General features: G+C 62.9%; 21 protein-coding genes. 11 read left to right on the top strand and 10 right to left on the bottom strand.

All coding sequences use genetic code 11. The features are described 5' to 3' along the window. Positions 1–393 precede the first annotated feature (393 nt). The 9 genes from DSM107133_RS04900 to ureG are packed head-to-tail and all read left to right on the top strand — an operon-like array spanning position 394 to position 5,767. Entirely contained in the window at positions 394–1,161 is a 768-nt protein-coding gene (locus DSM107133_RS04900) for an urease accessory protein UreD (RefSeq protein ID WP_345889590.1), read from the top strand. 1 nt (position 1,162) lies between these two features. Next, on the top strand, positions 1,163–1,465 hold the full coding sequence (locus tag DSM107133_RS04895) for an urease subunit gamma (RefSeq protein ID WP_028958337.1): 303 nt from the start codon (positions 1,163–1,165) through the stop codon (positions 1,463–1,465). 15 nt (positions 1,466–1,480) lie between these two features. Then, the gene (locus tag DSM107133_RS04890) at positions 1,481–1,696 is read left to right on the top strand and encodes a hypothetical protein (RefSeq protein WP_114293246.1); all 216 of its coding nucleotides are present in this window, start codon (positions 1,481–1,483) and stop codon (positions 1,694–1,696) included. After that, complete coding sequence (locus tag DSM107133_RS04885; RefSeq protein WP_114293247.1) at positions 1,693–1,998, top strand: urease subunit beta; 306 nt, start codon at positions 1,693–1,695, stop codon at positions 1,996–1,998. The genes DSM107133_RS04890 and DSM107133_RS04885 overlap by 4 nt, the downstream gene beginning before the upstream one ends. Continuing rightward, a complete protein-coding gene (locus DSM107133_RS04880; RefSeq protein WP_240310500.1) occupies positions 1,998–2,339 on the top strand; it encodes an antifreeze protein in 342 nt (113 codons plus the stop codon). Before DSM107133_RS04885 ends, DSM107133_RS04880 begins: the two co-directional genes overlap by 1 nt. Before the next feature lie 22 nt (positions 2,340–2,361). Beyond that, entirely contained in the window at positions 2,362–4,071 is a 1,710-nt protein-coding gene (gene ureC / locus DSM107133_RS04875) for an urease subunit alpha (protein WP_114293248.1), read from the top strand. Positions 4,072–4,081: 10 nt separating this feature from the next. Continuing rightward, positions 4,082–4,528: an urease accessory protein UreE gene (locus tag DSM107133_RS04870; protein WP_114293249.1), complete on the top strand. Its 447-nt coding sequence runs from the start codon at positions 4,082–4,084 to the stop codon at positions 4,526–4,528. After that, positions 4,518–5,156 carry an urease accessory UreF family protein gene (locus DSM107133_RS04865; protein ID WP_114293250.1) on the top strand — a complete coding sequence of 213 codons (639 nt, stop codon included), beginning with the start codon at positions 4,518–4,520 and terminating at the stop codon, positions 5,154–5,156. The genes DSM107133_RS04870 and DSM107133_RS04865 overlap by 11 nt, the downstream gene beginning before the upstream one ends. Beyond that, positions 5,153–5,767: an urease accessory protein UreG gene (gene ureG / locus DSM107133_RS04860; protein WP_114293251.1), complete on the top strand. Its 615-nt coding sequence runs from the start codon at positions 5,153–5,155 to the stop codon at positions 5,765–5,767. The genes DSM107133_RS04865 and ureG overlap by 4 nt, the downstream gene beginning before the upstream one ends. Positions 5,768–6,035: 268 nt before the next feature. Here the strand turns inward: ureG and DSM107133_RS04855 are convergent, their stop codons facing one another. The 4 genes from DSM107133_RS04855 to DSM107133_RS04840 all read right to left on the bottom strand — a co-directional run bounded on the left by DSM107133_RS04855 (position 6,036) and on the right by DSM107133_RS04840 (position 10,575). Further along, the gene (locus DSM107133_RS04855; protein ID WP_114293252.1) at positions 6,036–7,595 is read right to left on the bottom strand and encodes a class I adenylate-forming enzyme family protein; all 1,560 of its coding nucleotides are present in this window, start codon (positions 7,593–7,595) and stop codon (positions 6,036–6,038) included. 95 nt (positions 7,596–7,690) lie between these two features. Next, on the bottom strand, positions 7,691–8,419 hold the full coding sequence (locus DSM107133_RS04850; RefSeq protein WP_114293253.1) for an Asp/Glu racemase: 729 nt from the start codon (positions 8,417–8,419) through the stop codon (positions 7,691–7,693). After that, a complete protein-coding gene (locus DSM107133_RS04845; protein WP_114293254.1) occupies positions 8,416–9,546 on the bottom strand; it encodes a Xaa-Pro peptidase family protein in 1,131 nt (376 codons plus the stop codon). Before DSM107133_RS04845 ends, DSM107133_RS04850 begins: the two co-directional genes overlap by 4 nt. A gap of 3 nt (positions 9,547–9,549) precedes the next feature. Then, entirely contained in the window at positions 9,550–10,575 is a 1,026-nt protein-coding gene (locus DSM107133_RS04840) for a pyridoxal-phosphate dependent enzyme (RefSeq protein ID WP_114293350.1), read from the bottom strand. Positions 10,576–10,911: 336 nt separating this feature from the next. Between DSM107133_RS04840 and DSM107133_RS04835 the strand changes: the two genes are divergently transcribed. Next, entirely contained in the window at positions 10,912–11,784 is an 873-nt protein-coding gene (locus tag DSM107133_RS04835) for a delta-class carbonic anhydrase (protein WP_114293351.1), read from the top strand. Positions 11,785–11,833: 49 nt separating this feature from the next. Here DSM107133_RS04835 and DSM107133_RS04830 read toward each other — a convergent pair whose 3' ends face one another. Continuing rightward, the gene (locus DSM107133_RS04830; RefSeq protein WP_114293255.1) at positions 11,834–12,655 is read right to left on the bottom strand and encodes a LysR family transcriptional regulator; all 822 of its coding nucleotides are present in this window, start codon (positions 12,653–12,655) and stop codon (positions 11,834–11,836) included. 94 nt (positions 12,656–12,749) lie between these two features. Here DSM107133_RS04830 and DSM107133_RS04825 point away from each other — a divergent pair, with 94 nt between their 5' ends. Beyond that, positions 12,750–13,157: a hypothetical protein gene (locus DSM107133_RS04825; protein ID WP_114293256.1), complete on the top strand. Its 408-nt coding sequence runs from the start codon at positions 12,750–12,752 to the stop codon at positions 13,155–13,157. 25 nt (positions 13,158–13,182) lie between these two features. Here DSM107133_RS04825 and DSM107133_RS04820 read toward each other — a convergent pair whose 3' ends face one another. The 5 genes from DSM107133_RS04820 to DSM107133_RS04800 form a co-directional block, all read right to left on the bottom strand. Next, positions 13,183–13,401: a DUF6500 family protein gene (locus DSM107133_RS04820; RefSeq protein WP_114293257.1), complete on the bottom strand. Its 219-nt coding sequence runs from the start codon at positions 13,399–13,401 to the stop codon at positions 13,183–13,185. A 107-nt stretch (positions 13,402–13,508) separates the two neighbouring features. Then, positions 13,509–15,752 carry a molybdopterin cofactor-binding domain-containing protein gene (locus tag DSM107133_RS04815; RefSeq protein WP_114293258.1) on the bottom strand — a complete coding sequence of 748 codons (2,244 nt, stop codon included), beginning with the start codon at positions 15,750–15,752 and terminating at the stop codon, positions 13,509–13,511. 4 nt (positions 15,753–15,756) lie between these two features. After that, entirely contained in the window at positions 15,757–16,218 is a 462-nt protein-coding gene (locus DSM107133_RS04810; protein WP_114293259.1) for a (2Fe-2S)-binding protein, read from the bottom strand. Between the two features lie 208 nt (positions 16,219–16,426). Then, on the bottom strand, positions 16,427–17,539 hold the full coding sequence (locus DSM107133_RS04805; protein ID WP_114293352.1) for an S-(hydroxymethyl)glutathione dehydrogenase/class III alcohol dehydrogenase: 1,113 nt from the start codon (positions 17,537–17,539) through the stop codon (positions 16,427–16,429). An 85-nt stretch (positions 17,540–17,624) separates the two neighbouring features. Next, positions 17,625–18,455, bottom strand: coding sequence for a 3-keto-5-aminohexanoate cleavage protein (locus DSM107133_RS04800; RefSeq protein ID WP_114293260.1), 831 nt, complete (start codon positions 18,453–18,455; stop codon positions 17,625–17,627). Between the last annotated feature and the right edge of the window lie 191 nt (positions 18,456–18,646).

The following is an 18,646-nucleotide window of genomic DNA, read 5'->3' as shown; positions in this document are numbered from 1 at the left end:
CTATGTGTTGCAATTTCGTGTGGCGGCCCCTCGAGATCCAATTCGCAAGGTCGCCACACACCCCCCCGTTGGCACTTGTTTCGCCCAATCAGGTGGTCACAGCGTCAGTTCAAGTCATTGTGAATGGCAAATGCAGATGCGGGCGCAGCAGGGCGCCCCACTGGATTCTGCCTAAATATTAAGCTCAATACCGGACATGTGATGTAATATTCAGCAGTAAGAGGCAAAAAATCGGCCTCAGCATGGGCAACGGCCCTCTGCAATGTTCTAGTGCTCGCAGACACGGTGCCCTGACTCGCCGCTGTTTTCTGCGCAAAGGACTGCACAATAACCCACCTTTCGGTCATACCCGCGACGCCCGCCCAACAGCCCCGCGCACGCGGGCGCATTGCTGTGTCCGCGAAACCGGCACGGGGCCGCTCGGTATTGGGCGGATTGCATCAGGCGGGATCGTCCAAGTGCCTGTTTCCGCGCAGCAGCAGTGACGCGCTGGACGCGGTGGTGCTGAACACCGCAGGGGGGATCACCGGCGGCGACCGTTACGCCGTGACGGCCGAGGCCCAGACAGGCACCACCCTGTGCCTGACCACGCAGGCCTGCGAGCGCGTCTACCGCGCCCAGACCGGCGAAGTGGGCCAGGTGCGCAACACGCTGACACTCGGGCCGGACGCGCGTATTGACTGGCTGCCACAGGAAACCATCCTTTATGACGGGGCCGCGCTGGACCGCCGTTTGCAGATCGACATGGCGACGGATGCACAGTTGCTGTTGGTCGAACCGCTGGTGTTTGGCCGCGCCGCGATGGGCGAACGTCTGGGCACGCTGGACCTGCGCGACCGCATCATGATCAACCGCGCGGGCGTTCCCCTGTACCACGACGCGATTGCCCTGACGGGCGATGCCAGCGCGCATCTGGCCAAACCATTCGTTGCAAATGCTGCCGGCGCCATGGCCGCAATGGTCTATATTGCCCCCGACGCCGCCGGACAGCTTGCCCCCGTGCGCGCCATGCTGCCCGACACCGCCGGGGCCAGCCTGATCGGTGACGACATGCTGGTGGCAAGATTCCTCGCCGCCGACAGTTTCGAGTTGCGGCGCAGCCTGCTGCCCGTTCTTATCCGCCTCAAGGGTGGACCCCTGCCAAGAACCTGGATGATCTGATATGAACCTCACCCCCCGCGAAAAAGACAAACTGCTGATTGCGATGGCCGCCGTGGTCGCCCGCAAACGGCTGGAGCGTGGCGTAAAGCTGAACCATCCCGAAGCGATAGCGCTGATCACCGACGCGGTGGTCGAAGGCGCGCGCGACGGGCGCAGCGTGGCCGACCTGATGGAGGCCGGTGCGCAGATCATCACCCGCGATCAATGTATGGAAGGGATCGCCGAGATGATCCACGACGTGCAGGTCGAGGCCACTTTTCCCGACGGCACCAAACTGGTGACCGTCCACAATCCCATTCGCTGACAGGAGCCTGACTTGATGAAATCCGTAACGACTGCCCTTGGACTTGCTCTTTTTGCGGCCCCCGTTGCCGCGCACACCGATGCAGGCCTGCACCTGCACCCCCACGTTTCGGACGGCGCATCGGCGTGGCTGCCGGTTCTACTGGGCATGGCCGCAATCGTGGTGGCCGTGGCCCTGACCGCCACCCGCGCGACAATCCGCGCACGCAGCACGCGGAAAACCCGCAAATGATCCCCGGCGCGTTGATACCGGGCGCCGGCGACATCATCTTGAACGACGGAGCCACGGCCATCACGCTGATGGTTGCCAATACCGGCGACCGCCCTGTTCAGGTCGGCTCGCACTATCATTTTGCTGAAACAAACGCTGCGTTGGACTTTGACCGCGATGCCGCACGGGGGATGCGCCTGGACATTGCGTCCGGCACTGCCGTGCGCTTTGAACCCGGCCAACGGCGCGAAGTCTCGTTGATCCCCTATGGCGGGGCGCGGCGGGTGTTCGGGTTCAACCAGCAGATCATGGGAGACCTTTGATGGTCACGAAACTGCCGCGCCTTGCCACCCCTGCCGATCTGATGGGCGCGTGGATGAATATGTCGATGCTGGTGATGGAGACCGCCAGCGTCATGACGATGCGGATGATGGGGATGGCGGGCCTGTGGTCTGTCACCAAATCCGAAAACGACCGCATGGTTTCGGAAAAACCCACTGCCTTTCTGGACAGCGCCACTGCCGCGTCGATGGCCACCATCAGCGGCAAGCGCCCTGACGAGGTGATGAATGCGGCCTTGCGCCCGCTGCGCCGCAAGACCCGCGCCAACGCACGCCGTCTGGGCAAACGCGGCCCCGCCCTGCCCGGCTCCAAGAAACGCTGACGCTTACCAAAGGACATTCCCCATGCCCAAACCCATTGCCCGCGCCGACTACGCCGCAATGTTCGGCCCCACCACCGGCGACCGGATGCGTCTGGCCGACACCGACCTGATCATCGAGGTTGAACGCGACCTGACCACCTATGGCGAAGAGGTCAAGTTCGGCGGTGGCAAGGTGATCCGCGACGGCATGGGACAGTCACAGGTGACACGCGCCGAAGGGGCGGTTGATACGGTCATCACCAACGCGCTGATCGTGGACCATACCGGCATCTACAAGGCCGACGTGGGCCTGCGCGACGGGCGCATCCACAAGATCGGCAAGGCGGGCAACCCCGACACCCAGCCGGGCGTCGACATCATCATCGGCCCCGGCACCGAGATTATCGCAGGCGAGGGCCGCATCCTGACGGCGGGGGGCTTTGACAGCCACATCCACTTTATCTGCCCGCAACAGATGGAGGACGCGCTGCATTCGGGCGTGACCACCTGTCTGGGCGGTGGCACGGGGCCTGCCCACGGCACGCTGGCCACCACCTGCACGCCGGGGCCCTGGCACATCGGGCGGATGTTGCAGGCCTTTGACAGCATCCCGATGAACATCGGCCTGTCGGGCAAGGGCAACGCCAGCCAGCCCGCGGCATTGGTCGAGATGATCAACGCGGGCGCCTGCGCGATGAAACTGCACGAGGACTGGGGCACCACCCCCGCCGCCATCGACTGCTGCCTGTCGGTGGCCGACGACATGGACGTGCAGGTGATGATCCACACCGACACGCTGAACGAATCCGGCTTTGTCGAAAACACCGTGGCGGCCATGAAGGGCCGCACCATCCACGCCTTTCACACCGAAGGTGCGGGCGGCGGACACGCGCCGGACATCATCAAGATCTGCGGCGAGGAACACGTCCTGCCCTCCTCCACCAACCCCACGCGCCCCTTTACGGTGAACACGTTGGAAGAGCACCTCGACATGCTTATGGTCTGTCACCACCTCGACAAATCCATCCCCGAAGACGTCGCCTTTGCCGAAAGCCGCATCCGCCGCGAGACCATCGCCGCCGAGGACATCCTGCACGACATGGGCGCATTCTCGATCATCGCCAGCGACAGTCAGGCGATGGGCCGCATCGGCGAGGTGCTGATCCGCACATGGCAGACCGCCGACAAGATGAAGAAACAGCGCGGGCGTCTGGCCGAGGAGACCGGCGACAACGACAATTTCCGCGTGCGCCGCTATATCGCGAAATACACCATCAACCCCGCCATCGCCCACGGCATCAGCCGCGAGATCGGCAGCATCGAAGAGGGCAAGCGCGCCGATCTGGTGCTGTGGAACCCAGCGTTCTTTGGCGTGAAACCGGAAATGGTGCTGATGTCGGGCACCATCGTCATGGCGCAGATGGGTGACCCGAACGCGTCGATCCCGACACCGCAGCCGGTCTATTCGCGGCCCATGTTCGGGGCCTTTGGCCGGTCGGTGGAACATTCGTCCATCACCTTTGTCAGTGCCGCCGCACAGGACGCCGACATTCGCGGCACTCTGGGGCTGGCCAAACAAACCGTGGCGGTCAGCAACACCCGCAACATCGGCAAATCCGACCTGAAGCTTAATACCGCCCTGCCCCGGATCGAAGTGAACCCCGAAACCTACGAAGTGCGCGCCGACGGCGAACTGCTGACCTGCGAACCCGCCGAGGTTCTGCCGATGGCGCAACGCTATTTCATGTTCTAAAGGCCCGACCATGCACACCCTGACCGCCCGCACCTATCACGACCACAGCCACACGACGCCCTTCGCGCAGATCACGCTGGATTACGACACCCGCTTTTTGCGCCGCAAGATGCTGGAAACCGACGACGGCCAGCCGATCCTGATCGACCTGCCGCAGACCACATCGCTGGACCACGGCGGCGTGCTGGTGCTGGCCGACGGGCGCGAGGTGCTGGTGCAGGCCGCCGCCCAGGACCTGCTTGAGATCAGGGCGGACGACCTGACGCGCATCGCGTGGCACATCGGCAACCGCCACACCCCCTGCCAGATCGAGGACCGCCGCCTGCTGATCCAGCCCGACCATGTGATCCGCGACATGCTGGCTAAGATCGGCGCGGTGGTGCGCGAAGTGAACGAACCCTTCATCCCCGAAGGCGGGGCTTACGGACACGGACGCACCCACAGCCATGCCCATTGACGCGGCGGTTCTGACGCTGGCGCAATGGTTCTCGCCGTCCTTTCCGGTGGGGGCATTCGCCTATTCGCACGGGCTGGAATGGGCCGTGCAGGCGGGCGATGTGACGGATGCAGCACAGACCCAGGACTGGATCGACACGGTGCTGCGGCATGGTGCGGGCTGGAACGATTGCCTGTTTATCGCCGCCGCCTATCGCGCCGATGATGCGGGTGCGGTGGACGCGACAGCGCGGGCCTTTGCCGCCTCGGCGGAACGGCTGCGCGAGACCGACCTGCAAGGGGCAGCCTTTGCCGCCGCCGTGGCCAACCTGAACGGCACCACCGCCACGCCGCGCACCTATCCCGTCGCCGTGGGCGAAGCGGCGCGGAACGCGGGCCTGCCACTGGAACTGACGGCCAAGATGTACCTGCACGGTCTGACCAGCAGTCTGGCGGGTGCGGCCATGCGGCTTGTGCCCTTGGGTCAAAGCGACGGACAGGCCATCATCCGCGCCCTGACACCCGCCGCACAGGAGATCGCCACCCGCGCCTGTGCCGCCAGCCTGGACGATCTGACCGCCACGGCCTTTGCCACCGACATCGCGTCGATGAAACACGAAACACAATATTCAAGGATTTTCCGCACATGACCCAGATGAACGGCCCTTTGCGCGTTGGCATCGGCGGCCCCGTGGGCGCTGGCAAGACCACGCTGACCGCCGCCCTCTGCGAGGCCCTGCGCGACAGCCATTCGGTCGGCGTGATCACCAATGACATTTACACGCAGGAAGACGCCGAGGCGCTGATGCGGATGCAGGTGCTGCCGCAGGACCGGATCATCGGGGTCGAGACCGGCGGCTGCCCGCACACCGCGATCCGCGAGGACGCGTCGATCAACCTGGCCGCAGTTGACCAGATGGTGAAACGCCACCCCGAGATCGAAGTGCTGCTGATCGAAAGCGGCGGCGACAACCTGTCGGCGACCTTCAGCCCCGAACTTGCGGATGTGACGCTCTATGTGATCGACGTCGCAGCGGGCGAGGAAATCCCGCGCAAGGGCGGGCCTGCGATCACCAAATCCGACATCCTGATCATCAACAAGACCGACCTTGCGCCCTATGTGGGGGCCTCGCTGGACGTGATGGAACGCGACGCTGCGCGGATGCGGGCGGGCCGGCCGTTCCTGTTCACCGCGCTGCGCCAGCGCGAAGGGGTGGATGCTGTGGTGGCAGAGTTGAAGAAGGTGGGCGGGTTGGCGTAACGCCTGCTCTGCGCACCAAAGCCCGGAATCAAGGTGCGTAGCACCGCCGGCCTCTCACACATTGCTTTGCAATGTGTGAGAGGCAGCGCCCGACCGCCCGTCACGCCGGAGGCGTGCCTAAAACAATCGGCGCACCTTTGGTGCGACGGGCGGGCGCTTTCTCACCGTCTTGCGATTCATTAGCCTCACGCCAAAGCATAGAAATTAAGTGGCATCCACCAATGTTGTGATGCCCACCCGCGGTCAGGCGCTGCCCTTTGTGGCAAGCTTACGGCCAATACGCCGCCCGCAAATCCTTTTTCAAAATCTTCCCTATCGAACTGCGCGGCAGCACGTCGCGCACTTCGACCGCGCTCAGCCGGTGGCTCTTGCCCAGCTTCTCGTTCGCCCGCGCGCGGATGTCGTCACCCGTGGCCTCGGCCCCCTCGCGCAGCACCACCAGACCCAGCGGCGTCTCGCCCCATTGCTCGGAGGGCACGCCGATCACGGCGGCGTCGGTCACCTCTGGATCGGCCAGCAGGATCAGTTCCAGATCGTTGGCATAGATGTTCAGACCGCCCGAGATGATCATGTCCTTCTTGCGATCCGACAGCACCAGAAAGCCGTCATCGTCAAAGGACCCCATGTCGCCCGAGCGAAAGTAGACCTCGCCATCTGCATTGCGCCACAGGGTCTCTTCGGTCAGATCATCGCGACCGTAATACCCCGCCATCATCGTCGGCGAGCGTCCGCAAATCTCGCCCACTTCGCCAGGGGCCACTTCCCCACCGTCCGGCCCGATCAGGCGGATGTCACAGCCCGGCGCAGGCATGCCCACGGTGTGCAGCTTGGTCGGGTTCTCGTCCGCGATCAGCACGGTCACCCCGCCGCCTTCGGTCAGCCCGTAATATTCCACCAGCTTGCCCGGCATCTGCGCCAGAACCTTCTGTTTCACATCCGCGCGCAGCGGCGCCGAGGTGGACAGCTTTAGCCGCAGCGCGCTGAGGTTATAGTCGGCGAAGACAGGCAGTTCGACGATGCGTTTGTATTGCACCGGCACCAGCATCGTATGCGTGGCGGCCTCGGCATCGGCATCGGCCAGCGCCAGCCAGCCCTGCGCGTCGAATTTCGACATCAGGATCACGGTCGATCCGCCCACAAGCGTCGGCAGAAAGGCCACGATGGTGGTGTTGGAATAGAGCGGCGTGGAAATCAGCGTGCGTGCGGCATCGTCATAGCCATTGGCGGTCACGCGGTCCATCTGGGCGGCCCGCAGGAAATGGGTGTGAAGGATCCCCTTGGGCGTGCCCGTGGTGCCCGAGGAATAGATCAGGTTGAAGCCGTCCTCCATGGCAACCGGCACCATCGGGTCGGTGGTATCAGCCGCCTCCATCGCCGCCGGATAGCTTTCGAACCCCTCGGCATCAAAATCCAGCGCGATGCGTGTGATCTCCATCGCATCAACAAAGGGCACCAGTTCGCGGTAGGTCTGAGCCAGACAGATCACCCGCGCACCACAGTCCTGCACCATCTTTTCCAGCGCTTCGGTTGAGGCCATTGTCGACAGCGGCACCACACATCCGCCGGCCCGCAGGATGCCCATGAACAGCACCGCATAGGCCGCCGAGTTCGGAGACAGCACCGCCACGCGGTCGCCGCGAGTCACACCGCGCGCGATCAGCATGTTGGCCGCTTGGTTGATGGACCTGTCGAAAGCGGCCCAGCTTAGCCGCGTGCCGTCGCAGACCACTGCATCGCGGTCGGGATGAACCTGCGCCACGCGGCGCACCGCTGCAACAACGGTTTCCTGCGGCGGGTTCTCGGGCATGGATGGGGTGATTTTCAGCATGGGGCCTCCTCCGCTCCGTGTTGGCGCGATCCTTGCGCGTGACGCGGCCAAGTTCCAGCCCCCAAGCGGCCAACACGCGGTGCTGTGACGCAGGGTCAGACCGTGGCCAGCAAACGCCCTGGTCCCGCCACCGGCATCCCGGCCAATTGCGCCATATGCCAGCCCAGCACCAGATTTGACGACAGCACCGGCAGGCCAAGCTGGCCCTCTAACCTGTCGATCACCGGCAAGGTGCGCAGATTGGTACAGGACAGGAACAGCCCGTCTACATCCGCCGTCCTACACAGATCCACCGCCGCCTCGATGATCGCATCGGGCGCGATGCGCACAACCCTGGCCTCTTCCGCCTCGGCGAAGGTGCCGAAAACGGGTGTTTCAATGCCCTGCGCGTCCAGAACACTGCGCAGGTGGTCCGACACCGTCTCGACATAGGGCGACAACAAAGCCAGCCGCCGCAGTCCCAGATGCCCGCAGGCCGCAACCAGCGCCGACACCGGATCCGTCACCGCCGCCACCTGTCTGCCCTGCCTGACCAGCCGCGCGACCTGCTCGGGGCCGATCTGGGCGGCCCCCGACGTACATCCATAAGCCACCGCCGCCAGTTCAGCCGCAGGGGGCAGCAATGACGCAGCCCTGCCCAGATGTGCGGCCATCTCGGCCAATGTCTCGCGTGTGACCCGCGCATCGCTGGGCACGCGGCTGACATAGAGTTGCGCATCGCCCAACAGGCGGCGCATGTCGCCCTCGATGGTCTCGTCCACCTGCAACACCACCAGCCCCAGCGACGGCCCCACGTCGACGCTGTCATAGGGGTATGTGGTCACAGCTGAACCATATGTTCGTCGCTGGGAATGCTCAGCCATTGCGGGCCGTCCGCGGTGATCACGATGTTTTCCTCGTGCACCAGTATCCGCCCCGGCGCCAGCGCGATCCCCGGCTCCAGCGTCAGCACCATGCCCGGCTCCAACACCGTGTGATCGGCGGCAATCAGCGACGGCCATTCGGTCAACTGCATCCCCAGACCATGTCCCAGCCGCCCCGCGTCCGAGCCACCTGCTCCGCCCGTCACCACGCGGTCCATCGCGTGAAACAGATCCGCCGCAGTGGCCCCGGCCTGTGCGGCCTCGAACCCTGCTTCGGTCGCCTCGATCAGCCGTGCGTTGGCGTCACGGGCGGCCTGATCCACGTTCCCCACCGCAAAGTTGCGGTCAAAGTCACAGAAATACCCGGCCCTGACCGCGCCTGTGTCCAACATCAGCACATCGCCATCCATCAACGGCGCATCCGTCGCGGGCGAGATCACGTCACCATAGCCGCCCTGCCCCGCTGCCCCAGCCAGATAGGGCACCCAATCGGCCCCCTCGGTCAGCAGCAGGATCTGGAAGCGGCGGAACACCTCGGACAGCGGCAGGCCGGCGCCGATCACTTCGGGCACGCGGTCGAATGCGGCGTTGGCGATCTGGCAGATGGTGGCGATGCGGTCGATTTCGGCGTCGGATTTAATCAGGCGCAGGCGGCGCATGATGCCGGCATCGTCGCGGAAACGAACAGCGGATTGCAGCGCCGCCCATGTGTCCAGAGGCATCCGCAAATGCGTCTCGGGCCCGCTGGGCACACCGATGGGGCCGCCAACCTCGGCCAGGGCATCACGCAGCAGACTGATGCCATCATCGCCAGGCTGCGGGCTGCGCCATGTGCGGATGTCGCTGATCCAGCTTTGCCCCATCAGATGCGCCCCGATGGACGGAATCACCGCCACCGGATCACCGCTGGCCGGAACAATCAGAAACCACGGGCGCGCGGGGCTTTCCCAAAAGCGGGTGAGAAAGCCGGTAAAATACCGCACCTCGGGTTCGGTGGTCAGCAGCAGCGCCGCCAGCCCTTCGCGTGCCATCATGGCCTGGGCACGGTGCAGGCGTGCGCGGTATTCTTCGGGGGCGAAATCCGCCATCGCTCAGCCTTGTCCTTCGCTGAGGATACACAGCACGCGGGCGTCGCCGCCCACCCCAAGCGCCTGTGCGCAGGCCAGCAAACCGGCAACGCCCGCCGCGCCTGACGGTGTCGAAGGCAGACCAATGGTGTCGCAGGCTGCCGCGCCAGCCGCGCCTTCCTCTTCCGAGATCAGCGCGAATATATCCGCATCCCGCGCCAGTCCTTTCAGTGCAATCAACGACGGCGCTTTACAATCCAGCCGCCCCATCGCGGACACCGGCCCTGTGCTGGTCACGGCCCTGCCTGCGGCAACCGAGCCGTAAAGCGCAGGCGCGGCATCAGGTTCGACCACGATGATCTGCACCGCATTCCCCCAAGCCTTGCGCGCCAGCGCCGCACAGGCGCCGGCCAATCCGCCCACACCTGCCTGCAAGAACAGATGGGTCGGCGGCTGGGGCATCTGGCGGATCGCCTCGTCCATCAGCACAAGATAGCCTTCCATCAGCCGGTGCGGGCGGTCGTAGTATCCCTGCCACGAACTGTCGGACAACAGGGCAAACCCCTCCGTCTCGGCGGCGGCCATCGCGGCGGCCATGCTGTCCTCGTAAATCGCGCCTTCGCGGCGCACCTCGGCCCCGATGTCACGCAACCGCGCGGCAAAGGCTTCGGGCACGGTTTCAGCTATATAGACCACCGCCCGCGCCCCAAAGGCGGCAGCACCGGCGGCCACGCTCATCCCGTGGTTGCCCGCGCTGGCGGTCACATATGTGCACCCCTTGGCCACCCCGTCGCTTGCATCGCAAGCAATGACATAAGCCGCCCCCAGCGCCTTGAAGCTTCCCAGACCCATGCGGTTCCGCTCGTCCTTGATATGCAGCTGGCCAACGCCTGCCTGTGCGGCAAGCACCGGTGCGTCCACAAGCGGAGTCGTGGCAGCCACCGGACATTGCGCCACCAAAAGTGCTGCGCGGGCCGCATCAATCGAAGGCGCGGGCACCTCTGGCAATATTTCAACGTTGCGGCGCGGGGAATTGTGTAACAGATCCATCCGCCCATAGGGGCGCGCCCACAGACGGGCGTCAAGCGGCAATGCACAAAGCCGGAGGCAGTGCCGGCCCGAGCCCCCTTCGGGTTTCCTCGTAACGCAATCGGTACGAGTCGTGTTCACGAAATTATCACGTAATATTATTACCCATCCTCGAAATTTCCTAAGTTATCAATTTCTTTCAATGGCATAAGTGGAATTGCCCCGCACACACCACCGTGATTTTACATTTCCCAAAACAAGGCGCTGTTTTGTGCCAGATGCATTGGTTTCGGGGCCATACCTCCAGAAAACCTAACGTTATCAATGCATCAGCATACCAAGTTTGGGAAAGACACAATGACGAAAAAATCTATCTCGGTGTTGGCCGTTGCATCTGCATCGCTGCTGGCTTTGAACAGTATTGCCATGGCTGCGACCATGCAGCACGAACCGGTTTCTGGCGCGGTGATCGCCAAACAGCGCGCGGCACTGGCAGAGAGCACAAAGGACGCAGGATTTGGCCCGCAGTCGCCACGCGACATTGACGATCCCAACGGCAACAACCACCGCGCCTTTTCCACGGCGCCGGCCTACACCCAGATGAACCTGTGCGACATTCACTTTCACGAAAACGCCGAGCACCGCGGTGGCGAGTTCACCAAATACGCGGGCAATGGTGATGGCCACGGATACGACACCGGCTTTCAATACGACGGCAAGCTGACCGACGCCGAATTGAAACCCGTCGACCACCCCATCGGCAAGACCGAGCACGGCGACCTGAAACCCGGCGACACCATCGAAGCGCACTTTGTTTATTCCACCGCACAGGCCAAGCCCGGACCGACCCTTGGCACCTGCCTGTCTGATGCAATCAACAACCCGCAACTGCGTGTCGAGGCACAGGTTTTTGTTCTGGTGAACGACCCGAATGCGCTGGATTTCACCAAACTGGCCGACGTCGAGGTTGTGAACGGTCTTTATCAGGCACCGAACATCCCCACTGACACCGGCACGCCGGTCGTCTATGACGGATCGACAACCGGCCCCGGCTATAACGAAAAAGGCTCGCCTTTCGAGGTTACCTGGAGCGTCCACCCCAAGGTTGCCCGCGTCGACATCAACACTGTCGACAAGTGGCTGCAACACAACGAGTTTGAAGAAGACCACGCCCACGGTGTTCGCAACCTGGTGGTGAACCCCGACCTGCTGTCGCAGATCGACAAGTAACCGCAATATCGCAGTCACCACCCCGAAGCGTTGGGGTGGTGACGCTTTGCTATCGCGTCACCGTACCAGCGAGCTGTGCCGCCAGATCGGCCGCAAACACGGTCTTGCGATGCGATATTCCGATGGTCCGCTGCCCGATCTCCTGCCCCTGCACCTGTCGCACCACGACGCCGGAATGGGCCGTGCCATGGGACATCGGAACAAAGGCAATCCCGAGCCCTGCCGCCACCAGATCCAGCACCTGCTGGTCATGCACCGCCTGCGCGCTCGGCAGCGGGTGGTCGGGAGCAAACAGGTCAAACCGGTCTGCATTCGGGCAATAGGGGCGGTGGATGACGGGATGATCCATCAGATCCTCAATCCCAAGAACGTCCCGCGCCGCCAGCGGATGCGACCGCCCCATCGCCACACCATAGGTTTCCGTCAGGATCGGGACAAAGCCGTGCCCCTTGGGCACACAGGTTTGCGCGGTATAAGAAAGATCACTGTCGTCGGGGCTCGCAGTAAACGCAAACTCCAGATCGGCTGACTTGCGGGCGACACTTTGCATGATCGGCGCAAATGACCCCAGCAGCACATCGGGAAAGCAATACACCCGTACACTGTGCCGCGGGCGTTGCCGGATACGGCCCTCTAGCGCAGATAACTGCGCAACGCTGGCCGCCGCATCGCGATACAGCTGATCGCCCAGGGGTGTGGGGGTCAGACCGGCCTTGGCGCGCTGGAACAGAGGCGCTCCAAAATGGGTTTCCAGCTTTTGAATGGCCGCGGACACGGTGGGCTGGCTGACATCATTGACCCGCGCGGCCTGACTGAACGTGCCGGTTTCATAGGCGCTGAGGAAATATCGCAAGGGGGTCAGCTCTAGCATAGCTTTTTCCTATGTATGGAATAGATTGTATCGCAATTGCTGATAGATATCCCCTGTGCCATCTCTCGTCCACCGCAAACAAAAGGATGTAGATATGACCGCTTTGCTTACCCCTGCGACCGACACCGCCATTGGACAGCTTTTGCACAAGTTCACCCAAGGGGATGCGTCGATGCTGGGCCATGTGGCCGACGACATTGATTTTCGCATTGACCACTTCAGGGACGAAGCCGACACCAGCTGGCAGGTTGCCGGCTCCCTGGACGGATTGATCCAGGTGCTTGGACGCTTGGGTCAAGAGGTGTTTCCCAAGGGCACCACCGCGCTTGGCCTCGACACCTTTGCCCTTGGCGAGGGCTGGCACCTGACGCGGTTTCACCAGCGTTTCTATTACGGGGTGCGCCAGTGTGATGTGACAAGCGTGACCCAGATCATCTCGCACGAGGCGCATGGCAAGGTGGATTATTTCCGCGAAACGGTCACGGATATCGTCAGCGTCTAGGTTCAGCCCCCTGCGCGCGGGGCAGTTAGCGTCCTGCGTGCAGCATCTCGCGTATTTTGACCGCCTTTTCAAAATGATCCAGCTGGTGCATCTCGATCCACCATGTGGCGGCCTCCATCAGCAGCTCTGGATCGTCGTTCTTGTTGGCAAAGAACGCATAGAACGACAGGCCGACGCCTGCGCCCTTTTGGGCGATCTTGCGGTCGCAAATCTCGATGGCCTTGCGGCGCAGGTCTTGTCTCATTCACATCTTTCTTTGGGCACCATTAGCCGCCAAGGGCTGAAACCAAGGTGCGCATAGTACAATCAGAACATTTTGGGGTGACGGGCGGGCGCTGCCCTGTGTCGCGACTACACGAAATCAATATGTCGGTTCATCGGCATTTCCCGAATGCGCTGCCCCGTGGCGGCAAAGATGGCATTCGACAGCGCGGCGGCGGCCGGTGGGACCATCGGTTCACCCATGCCGCGCACATGAATGTCGTTCTCCAGCCCGCGCACCTCGATCACCGGCGCCTGACGCATCCGCAGCCCTTCAAAGGCATAGAAATTGTCCTGCTCGGCCATGCCATCGGCATAGGTGATTTCGCAGTTGATCGCGTGGCCCAGCGCAAAGATCACGCCGCCCTGAACAAGGTTTTCAAAGTTTACCGGATCAATCACCCGTCCCACTTCGGCGGCGACCCAGACGTTGTCGATGCGGATGCCCTCGGGCGTTGCGGTCACGTCGATCACCTCGGCCACCGGCACACCGAAAGAGGTGCAAAACGCCACCCCGCGCCCACGCCCCGCGCCGGGTTTGGTGGCCCAATCCGACATCTCGGCCACGGCCTCCAGCACCTGACGCGACGGTTTGTGCCACATCAGGCGCAGCCGTTCCTCCATCGGGTCGGCGCCTGCGGCGTGGATCAGCTCGTCCAGAAACACATCGTGGAAAAACCCGTTGGTCGACGCCCCCACCGACCGCCAAGAGCTGATCGGTGCCAGTTCCGGCGCGCGGTAGCCCGATACGCGGTAGTTGGGTATGCTCAGCGGTTGCTCCCACGCCCCCGCCACGATTTGCAGGTCCGGTCCCGGCACGGTCCAGCCCTGACGGCCCATCTGGCTGGACATCACCGAGGGCATGGCAATGCCCAGATCAAAGCCGTGCACCTTGCCGTCCCTGACCACACCGCGCCCGCGCGCCATGGCGATCTGGCGGGGGTGGTCGTGGGTCATGTCCTCTTCGCGCCGGTATGTCAGCTTGACCGGCGTGCCCTTCATCTGCATGGCGATCTCGGTCGCCTGACGCTCCACGTCATCCTCCAGCCGTTGACCAAAGCTGCCGCCCATCATCTGCACATGCACATGGATATTGTCGACGTTGATGCCGGTCAGCCTGGCGATATTGGCCTGAACAAAACGCGGCACCTGCGTGCCTGACCACACATCGACACGGTCGTCGCCCACCAGAACGGTGGCGTTGCTGGGCTCCAGCGGAGCGTGCGCCAGATAGGGCGCGCGATATTCCGCCTCGACCACCTCGGTCGTGCCCTCAAACGCCGCGTCCACGTCACCATCGTCGCGCTTGCGGCTGTCCAGTTGGTCGTCGTTGAAACTGTCCGCCAGCGCCTGCCAGTGGCCGTCCATCTCGGCGGGATAGGGGGCCGCGCCCCAGTCGATGTCGATGGCCTCGGCCGCCGCAAAGGCGCGCCATGTGTTATCCGCCACCACGGCCACGCCGCCAGTGATCGGCAGCACCTGCTTTACGCCGCGCATCGCCTTGGCGTTGGTCGCGTCATAGCCGTTCATCACCCCGCCCTTATGCGGATTGGTGCGCACGGTGGCATGCACCACGCCCTCGGGTTCAAAGTCGATGCTATAGCGCAGCGTGCCGGTGGATTTCGCCACGATGTCCAGACGCTGCTGGGGCGTTCCCATGATGCGCCATTTCGAATGGTGCCGCAGCGCCAGATGGTCCGCCGGTTCGATCTGTGCCGCCTCGACCGCCAGATCGGTATAGGCGATGCGGGTGCCGTCGGGCAGGATCACATGCGCGCGCTCGGTCGTCATCTGCTTGGGGTCCTGACCGGTGCGTTTGCCTGCGGCCAGTTTCAGCGTCTCACGCGCAACGGCCCCCGCCATGCGCAGCTTTTCATAGCCGTCGGGCACGGTGGTCGACCCGCCGGTCATCTGCATCCCCATGAACTTCATCACGGCATCCATGACGCCACGCGTGGTGTTGGCCATGGTCGAGCGGTCTGTGGGCCGGAACGGTGCGCTTTCGGCGGCCAGTGCCGTGTTGTAATAGGCCGGACTGGGCACGCCGGGGCTGACACTGACCTGATCCATGCCCACATCCAGTTCCTCGGCGATCATCATCGCCTGCACCGAATAGGCCCCCTGCCCGCTGTCGGCGCGCGGGGTGATCAGGGTGATGCCATCCGCGTTGATCAGCACATAGGGCGTCAGCGCCGCCGCGCCCTCTTTCAGGTCGTCCAGCAGCGGGTTCGCGGCTGGTTTGCGATACATGTAATAGCCGAAGGCCACACCGCTCATCACGGCGACCGATCCCACCATGAACGTCCGGCGGGCGATTGTTCCTGCGCGTCCCATGGCCTTAAACCTCGCTCAGCTTGGCGGCGGCGGTTTTCACCGCGGCACGGATGCGGGGATAGGTGCCGCAGCGGCACAGGTTGCCCGACATGGCCGTGTCAATCTGGTCATCCGTCGGCGCGGGTGTTTCGGCCAGCAAGGACGCGGCCTGCATCATCTGGCCCGACTGGCAATAGCCGCATTGCGCGACCTGATGGGCGATCCATGCCTCCTGCACCGCGTGCAGGGCGTCGGGCGTGCCCAGACCTTCGATGGTGGTGATCTCGGCCCCCTCGGCGTCACCGGCCCAAGTCTGACAAGACCGCACCGCGACCCCGTCCAGATGCACCGTGCAGGCCCCGCATTGTGCGACTCCGCAGCCGTATTTCACGCCTTTATAGCCCAGCTCGTCGCGCAGCACCCACAGCAGGGGCATGTCCTCTTCGACATCGACCGAGTGGGGGGTTCCGTCAACTGTCAGTTTCATGTCCTGGTTTCCCTGATCCTGCCACAGTCCGCGCAGAACTGTACTGTTCGGTTTAGATTAGCAGAATACTTAAGGCTGCCAAATCAAAATTGCCAGATGCGGCCTTGCGATCGATCTGCCCCGAAACGGTACAGGCCGCTGCCCTTATAAGACAGCGGCCTGTTTTAACTTGGTTTTTTACCCGCATGACTGTGCGGGTAAAATCAGATCAGAATTCGACAACCGCGCGGATCGACTTGCCCTGATGCATCAGCTCGAAACCGTGGTTGATCTCGTCCAGCGTCAGCTTGTGGGTGATCATCGGGTCGATCTCGATCTTGCCGTCCATGTACCAGTCAACGATTTTCGGCACGTCGGTGCGCCCCTTGGCCCCGCCAAAGGCGGTGCCTTTCCAGACGCGGCCAGTAACCAGCTGGAACGGACGGGTCGAGATTTCGGCCCCCGCAGGCGCCACGCCGATGATGATGCTTTCGCCCCAGCCCTTGTGCGCGGCCTCCAGCGCGGTGCGCATGACCTTGGTGTTGCCGGTCGCGTCAAAGGTATAGTCCGCGCCGCCCTTGGTCAGCTCGACCAGATGGGCAACCATGTCACCTTCAACCTTCGACGGGTTCACAAAGTCTGTCATGCCGAAGTAACGGCCCGTTTCTTCCTTGTCATCGTTCAGGTCGACGCCGACAATCTGGTCCGCTCCGGCCAGACGCAGGCCCTGAATCACGTTCAGACCGATGCCGCCCAGACCAAAGACCACGCAGCGTGCGCCTATCTCGACCTTGGCCGTGTTGATCACCGCACCGATGCCTGTGGTCACACCGCAGCCGATGTAGCAGATCTTGTCAAAGGGCGCGTCCTTGCGGACCTTGGCCAGCGCAATCTCGGGGATCACGGTGTGGTTGGCAAAGGTCGAGCAGCCCATGTAATGGTGGATCGGCGTGCCATCCATCATCGAGAAACGGGTGGTGCCATCCGGCAGCAGGCCCTGGCCCTGCGTGATGCGGATCGCCTGACACAGGTTGGTCTTGCCCGACAGGCAGTATTCGCATTCGCGGCACTCGGGGGTGTAGAGCGGAATGACGTGGTCGCCCACTTCCAGCGTGGTCACGCCTTCACCCACTTCCAGAACAACGCCCGCACCTTCGTGGCCCAGAATGGCCGGAAAGATGCCTTCGGGATCGTCGCCCGAACGGGTGAACTCATCGGTGTGGCACAGGCCTGTTGCCTTGATCTCGATCAGAACCTCGCCCTTGCGGGGGCCTTCCAGGTTCACGTCCATAATTTCCAGCGGTTTGCCTGCCTCGACGGCAACGGCGGCACGGGTTTTCATCATCTTTCTATATTCCTTCGGTTTTCACATTCGGGTTGGTTTTCACATTCCATCGCGCGCATGAACGCGACGCGGGTGGTATTAGTCAAGCAGAACGTAGGCCCAAAAGCGCACGCGCCTGCGCGGGCGTGGCAATGGGGCGGCTGTGTTTCTGCGCAATCTCGACGGTGCGTTTCACCAGTGCCGCGTTCGACGCGGCCAGCGTGTCGCGGTCCAGCCGCACGTTGTCTTCCAATCCGGTGCGCGCGTGGCCACCGGCCGCGATCGACCATTCGTTCAGCACCGCCTGTTGCGCTCCGATCCCCGCTGCACACCACGGCGCGCCGGGCAGCAGACGGTTCACGGTTTCGACGTAATAGTCGAACACATGCTTGTCCGCAGGCATCGCGTTTTTCACACCCATCACAAACTGGATATATGGCGTGTCCTTGATGCGCCCGTCGCCGTGCATTTTCACCGCTTGCAGGATATGTGACAGATCAAAGGCCTCGACCTCGGGCTTGACCCCGTAAGTGACCATCTCGGATGCCAGCCAGTCCACCAGATCAGGTGGATTCTCATAGACGCGGGTGGGGAAATTGTTCGACCCCACCGACAGGGATGCCATATCAGGACGCAACGACAAACTCGCCCCGCGTTCCTGTCCGGCACCAGAGCGGCCACCGGTGGAAAACTGGATAATCAGCCCCGGACAGTGTTTTTCCAGCCCTTCCTTGAGGGCCGCAAACTTGTCGGGATCGCTTGAGGGTGTTTCATCGGCGTTGCGCACATGGGCGTGGCAGATGGTGGCACCGGCCTCAAACGCCTCATGGGTGCTTTCCACCTGTTCCGCTATGCTGATCGGCACGGCGGGATTGTTCGCCTTGGTCGGCAACGATCCGGTAATAGCGCAGCAAATAATCAGTGGATTGGTCATTCGAACGGCCCTTCTGTGACGTAGGGTCGTTTATGCCAAGCCATGCCTTCGGGGGCAATGGGCTCAGCAGCACCAAGCTTCTTGATACACCGGGGAATATTGAAGTCAAAAAATCTGAAAATATGAAAATTTCTGTGCAAGTAATCAAACGCAGTCCCAAAATTGAACCGAAAATCCGCGCAATACTGCGC

This window comes from Pseudosulfitobacter sp. DSM 107133 (assembly GCF_022788695.1).
GTDB lineage: Bacteria > Pseudomonadota > Alphaproteobacteria > Rhodobacterales > Rhodobacteraceae > Pseudosulfitobacter.
This window is presented reverse-complemented; position numbering and strand designations above follow the sequence as displayed.

What these genes read in the sequence shown, in the direction of transcription:
- DSM107133_RS04865 (WP_114293250.1), top strand. Translation starts at nt 4,518, where the DNA reads ATGCCCATTGACGCGGCGGTTCTGACGCTGGCGCAATGGTTCTCGCCG.
- DSM107133_RS04890 (WP_114293246.1), top strand. Translation starts at nt 1,481, where the DNA reads ATGAAATCCGTAACGACTGCCCTTGGACTTGCTCTTTTTGCGGCCCCC.
- DSM107133_RS04825 (WP_114293256.1), top strand. Translation starts at nt 12,750, where the DNA reads ATGACCGCTTTGCTTACCCCTGCGACCGACACCGCCATTGGACAGCTT.
- DSM107133_RS04810 (WP_114293259.1), bottom strand. Translation starts at nt 16,218, where the DNA reads ATGAAACTGACAGTTGACGGAACCCCCCACTCGGTCGATGTCGAAGAG.
- DSM107133_RS04895 (WP_028958337.1), top strand. Translation starts at nt 1,163, where the DNA reads ATGAACCTCACCCCCCGCGAAAAAGACAAACTGCTGATTGCGATGGCC.
- ureC (WP_114293248.1), top strand. Translation starts at nt 2,362, where the DNA reads ATGCCCAAACCCATTGCCCGCGCCGACTACGCCGCAATGTTCGGCCCC.
- DSM107133_RS04805 (WP_114293352.1), bottom strand. Translation starts at nt 17,539, where the DNA reads ATGAAAACCCGTGCCGCCGTTGCCGTCGAGGCAGGCAAACCGCTGGAA.
- DSM107133_RS04835 (WP_114293351.1), top strand. Translation starts at nt 10,912, where the DNA reads ATGACGAAAAAATCTATCTCGGTGTTGGCCGTTGCATCTGCATCGCTG.
- DSM107133_RS04855 (WP_114293252.1), bottom strand. Translation starts at nt 7,595, where the DNA reads ATGCTGAAAATCACCCCATCCATGCCCGAGAACCCGCCGCAGGAAACC.
- DSM107133_RS04820 (WP_114293257.1), bottom strand. Translation starts at nt 13,401, where the DNA reads ATGAGACAAGACCTGCGCCGCAAGGCCATCGAGATTTGCGACCGCAAG.
- DSM107133_RS04870 (WP_114293249.1), top strand. Translation starts at nt 4,082, where the DNA reads ATGCACACCCTGACCGCCCGCACCTATCACGACCACAGCCACACGACG.
- DSM107133_RS04880 (WP_240310500.1), top strand. Translation starts at nt 1,998, where the DNA reads ATGGTCACGAAACTGCCGCGCCTTGCCACCCCTGCCGATCTGATGGGC.
- DSM107133_RS04830 (WP_114293255.1), bottom strand. Translation starts at nt 12,655, where the DNA reads ATGCTAGAGCTGACCCCCTTGCGATATTTCCTCAGCGCCTATGAAACC.
- DSM107133_RS04845 (WP_114293254.1), bottom strand. Translation starts at nt 9,546, where the DNA reads ATGGCGGATTTCGCCCCCGAAGAATACCGCGCACGCCTGCACCGTGCC.
- ureG (WP_114293251.1), top strand. Translation starts at nt 5,153, where the DNA reads ATGACCCAGATGAACGGCCCTTTGCGCGTTGGCATCGGCGGCCCCGTG.
- DSM107133_RS04800 (WP_114293260.1), bottom strand. Translation starts at nt 18,455, where the DNA reads ATGACCAATCCACTGATTATTTGCTGCGCTATTACCGGATCGTTGCCG.
- DSM107133_RS04815 (WP_114293258.1), bottom strand. Translation starts at nt 15,752, where the DNA reads ATGGGACGCGCAGGAACAATCGCCCGCCGGACGTTCATGGTGGGATCG.
- DSM107133_RS04840 (WP_114293350.1), bottom strand. Translation starts at nt 10,575, where the DNA reads ATGGATCTGTTACACAATTCCCCGCGCCGCAACGTTGAAATATTGCCA.
- DSM107133_RS04885 (WP_114293247.1), top strand. Translation starts at nt 1,693, where the DNA reads ATGATCCCCGGCGCGTTGATACCGGGCGCCGGCGACATCATCTTGAAC.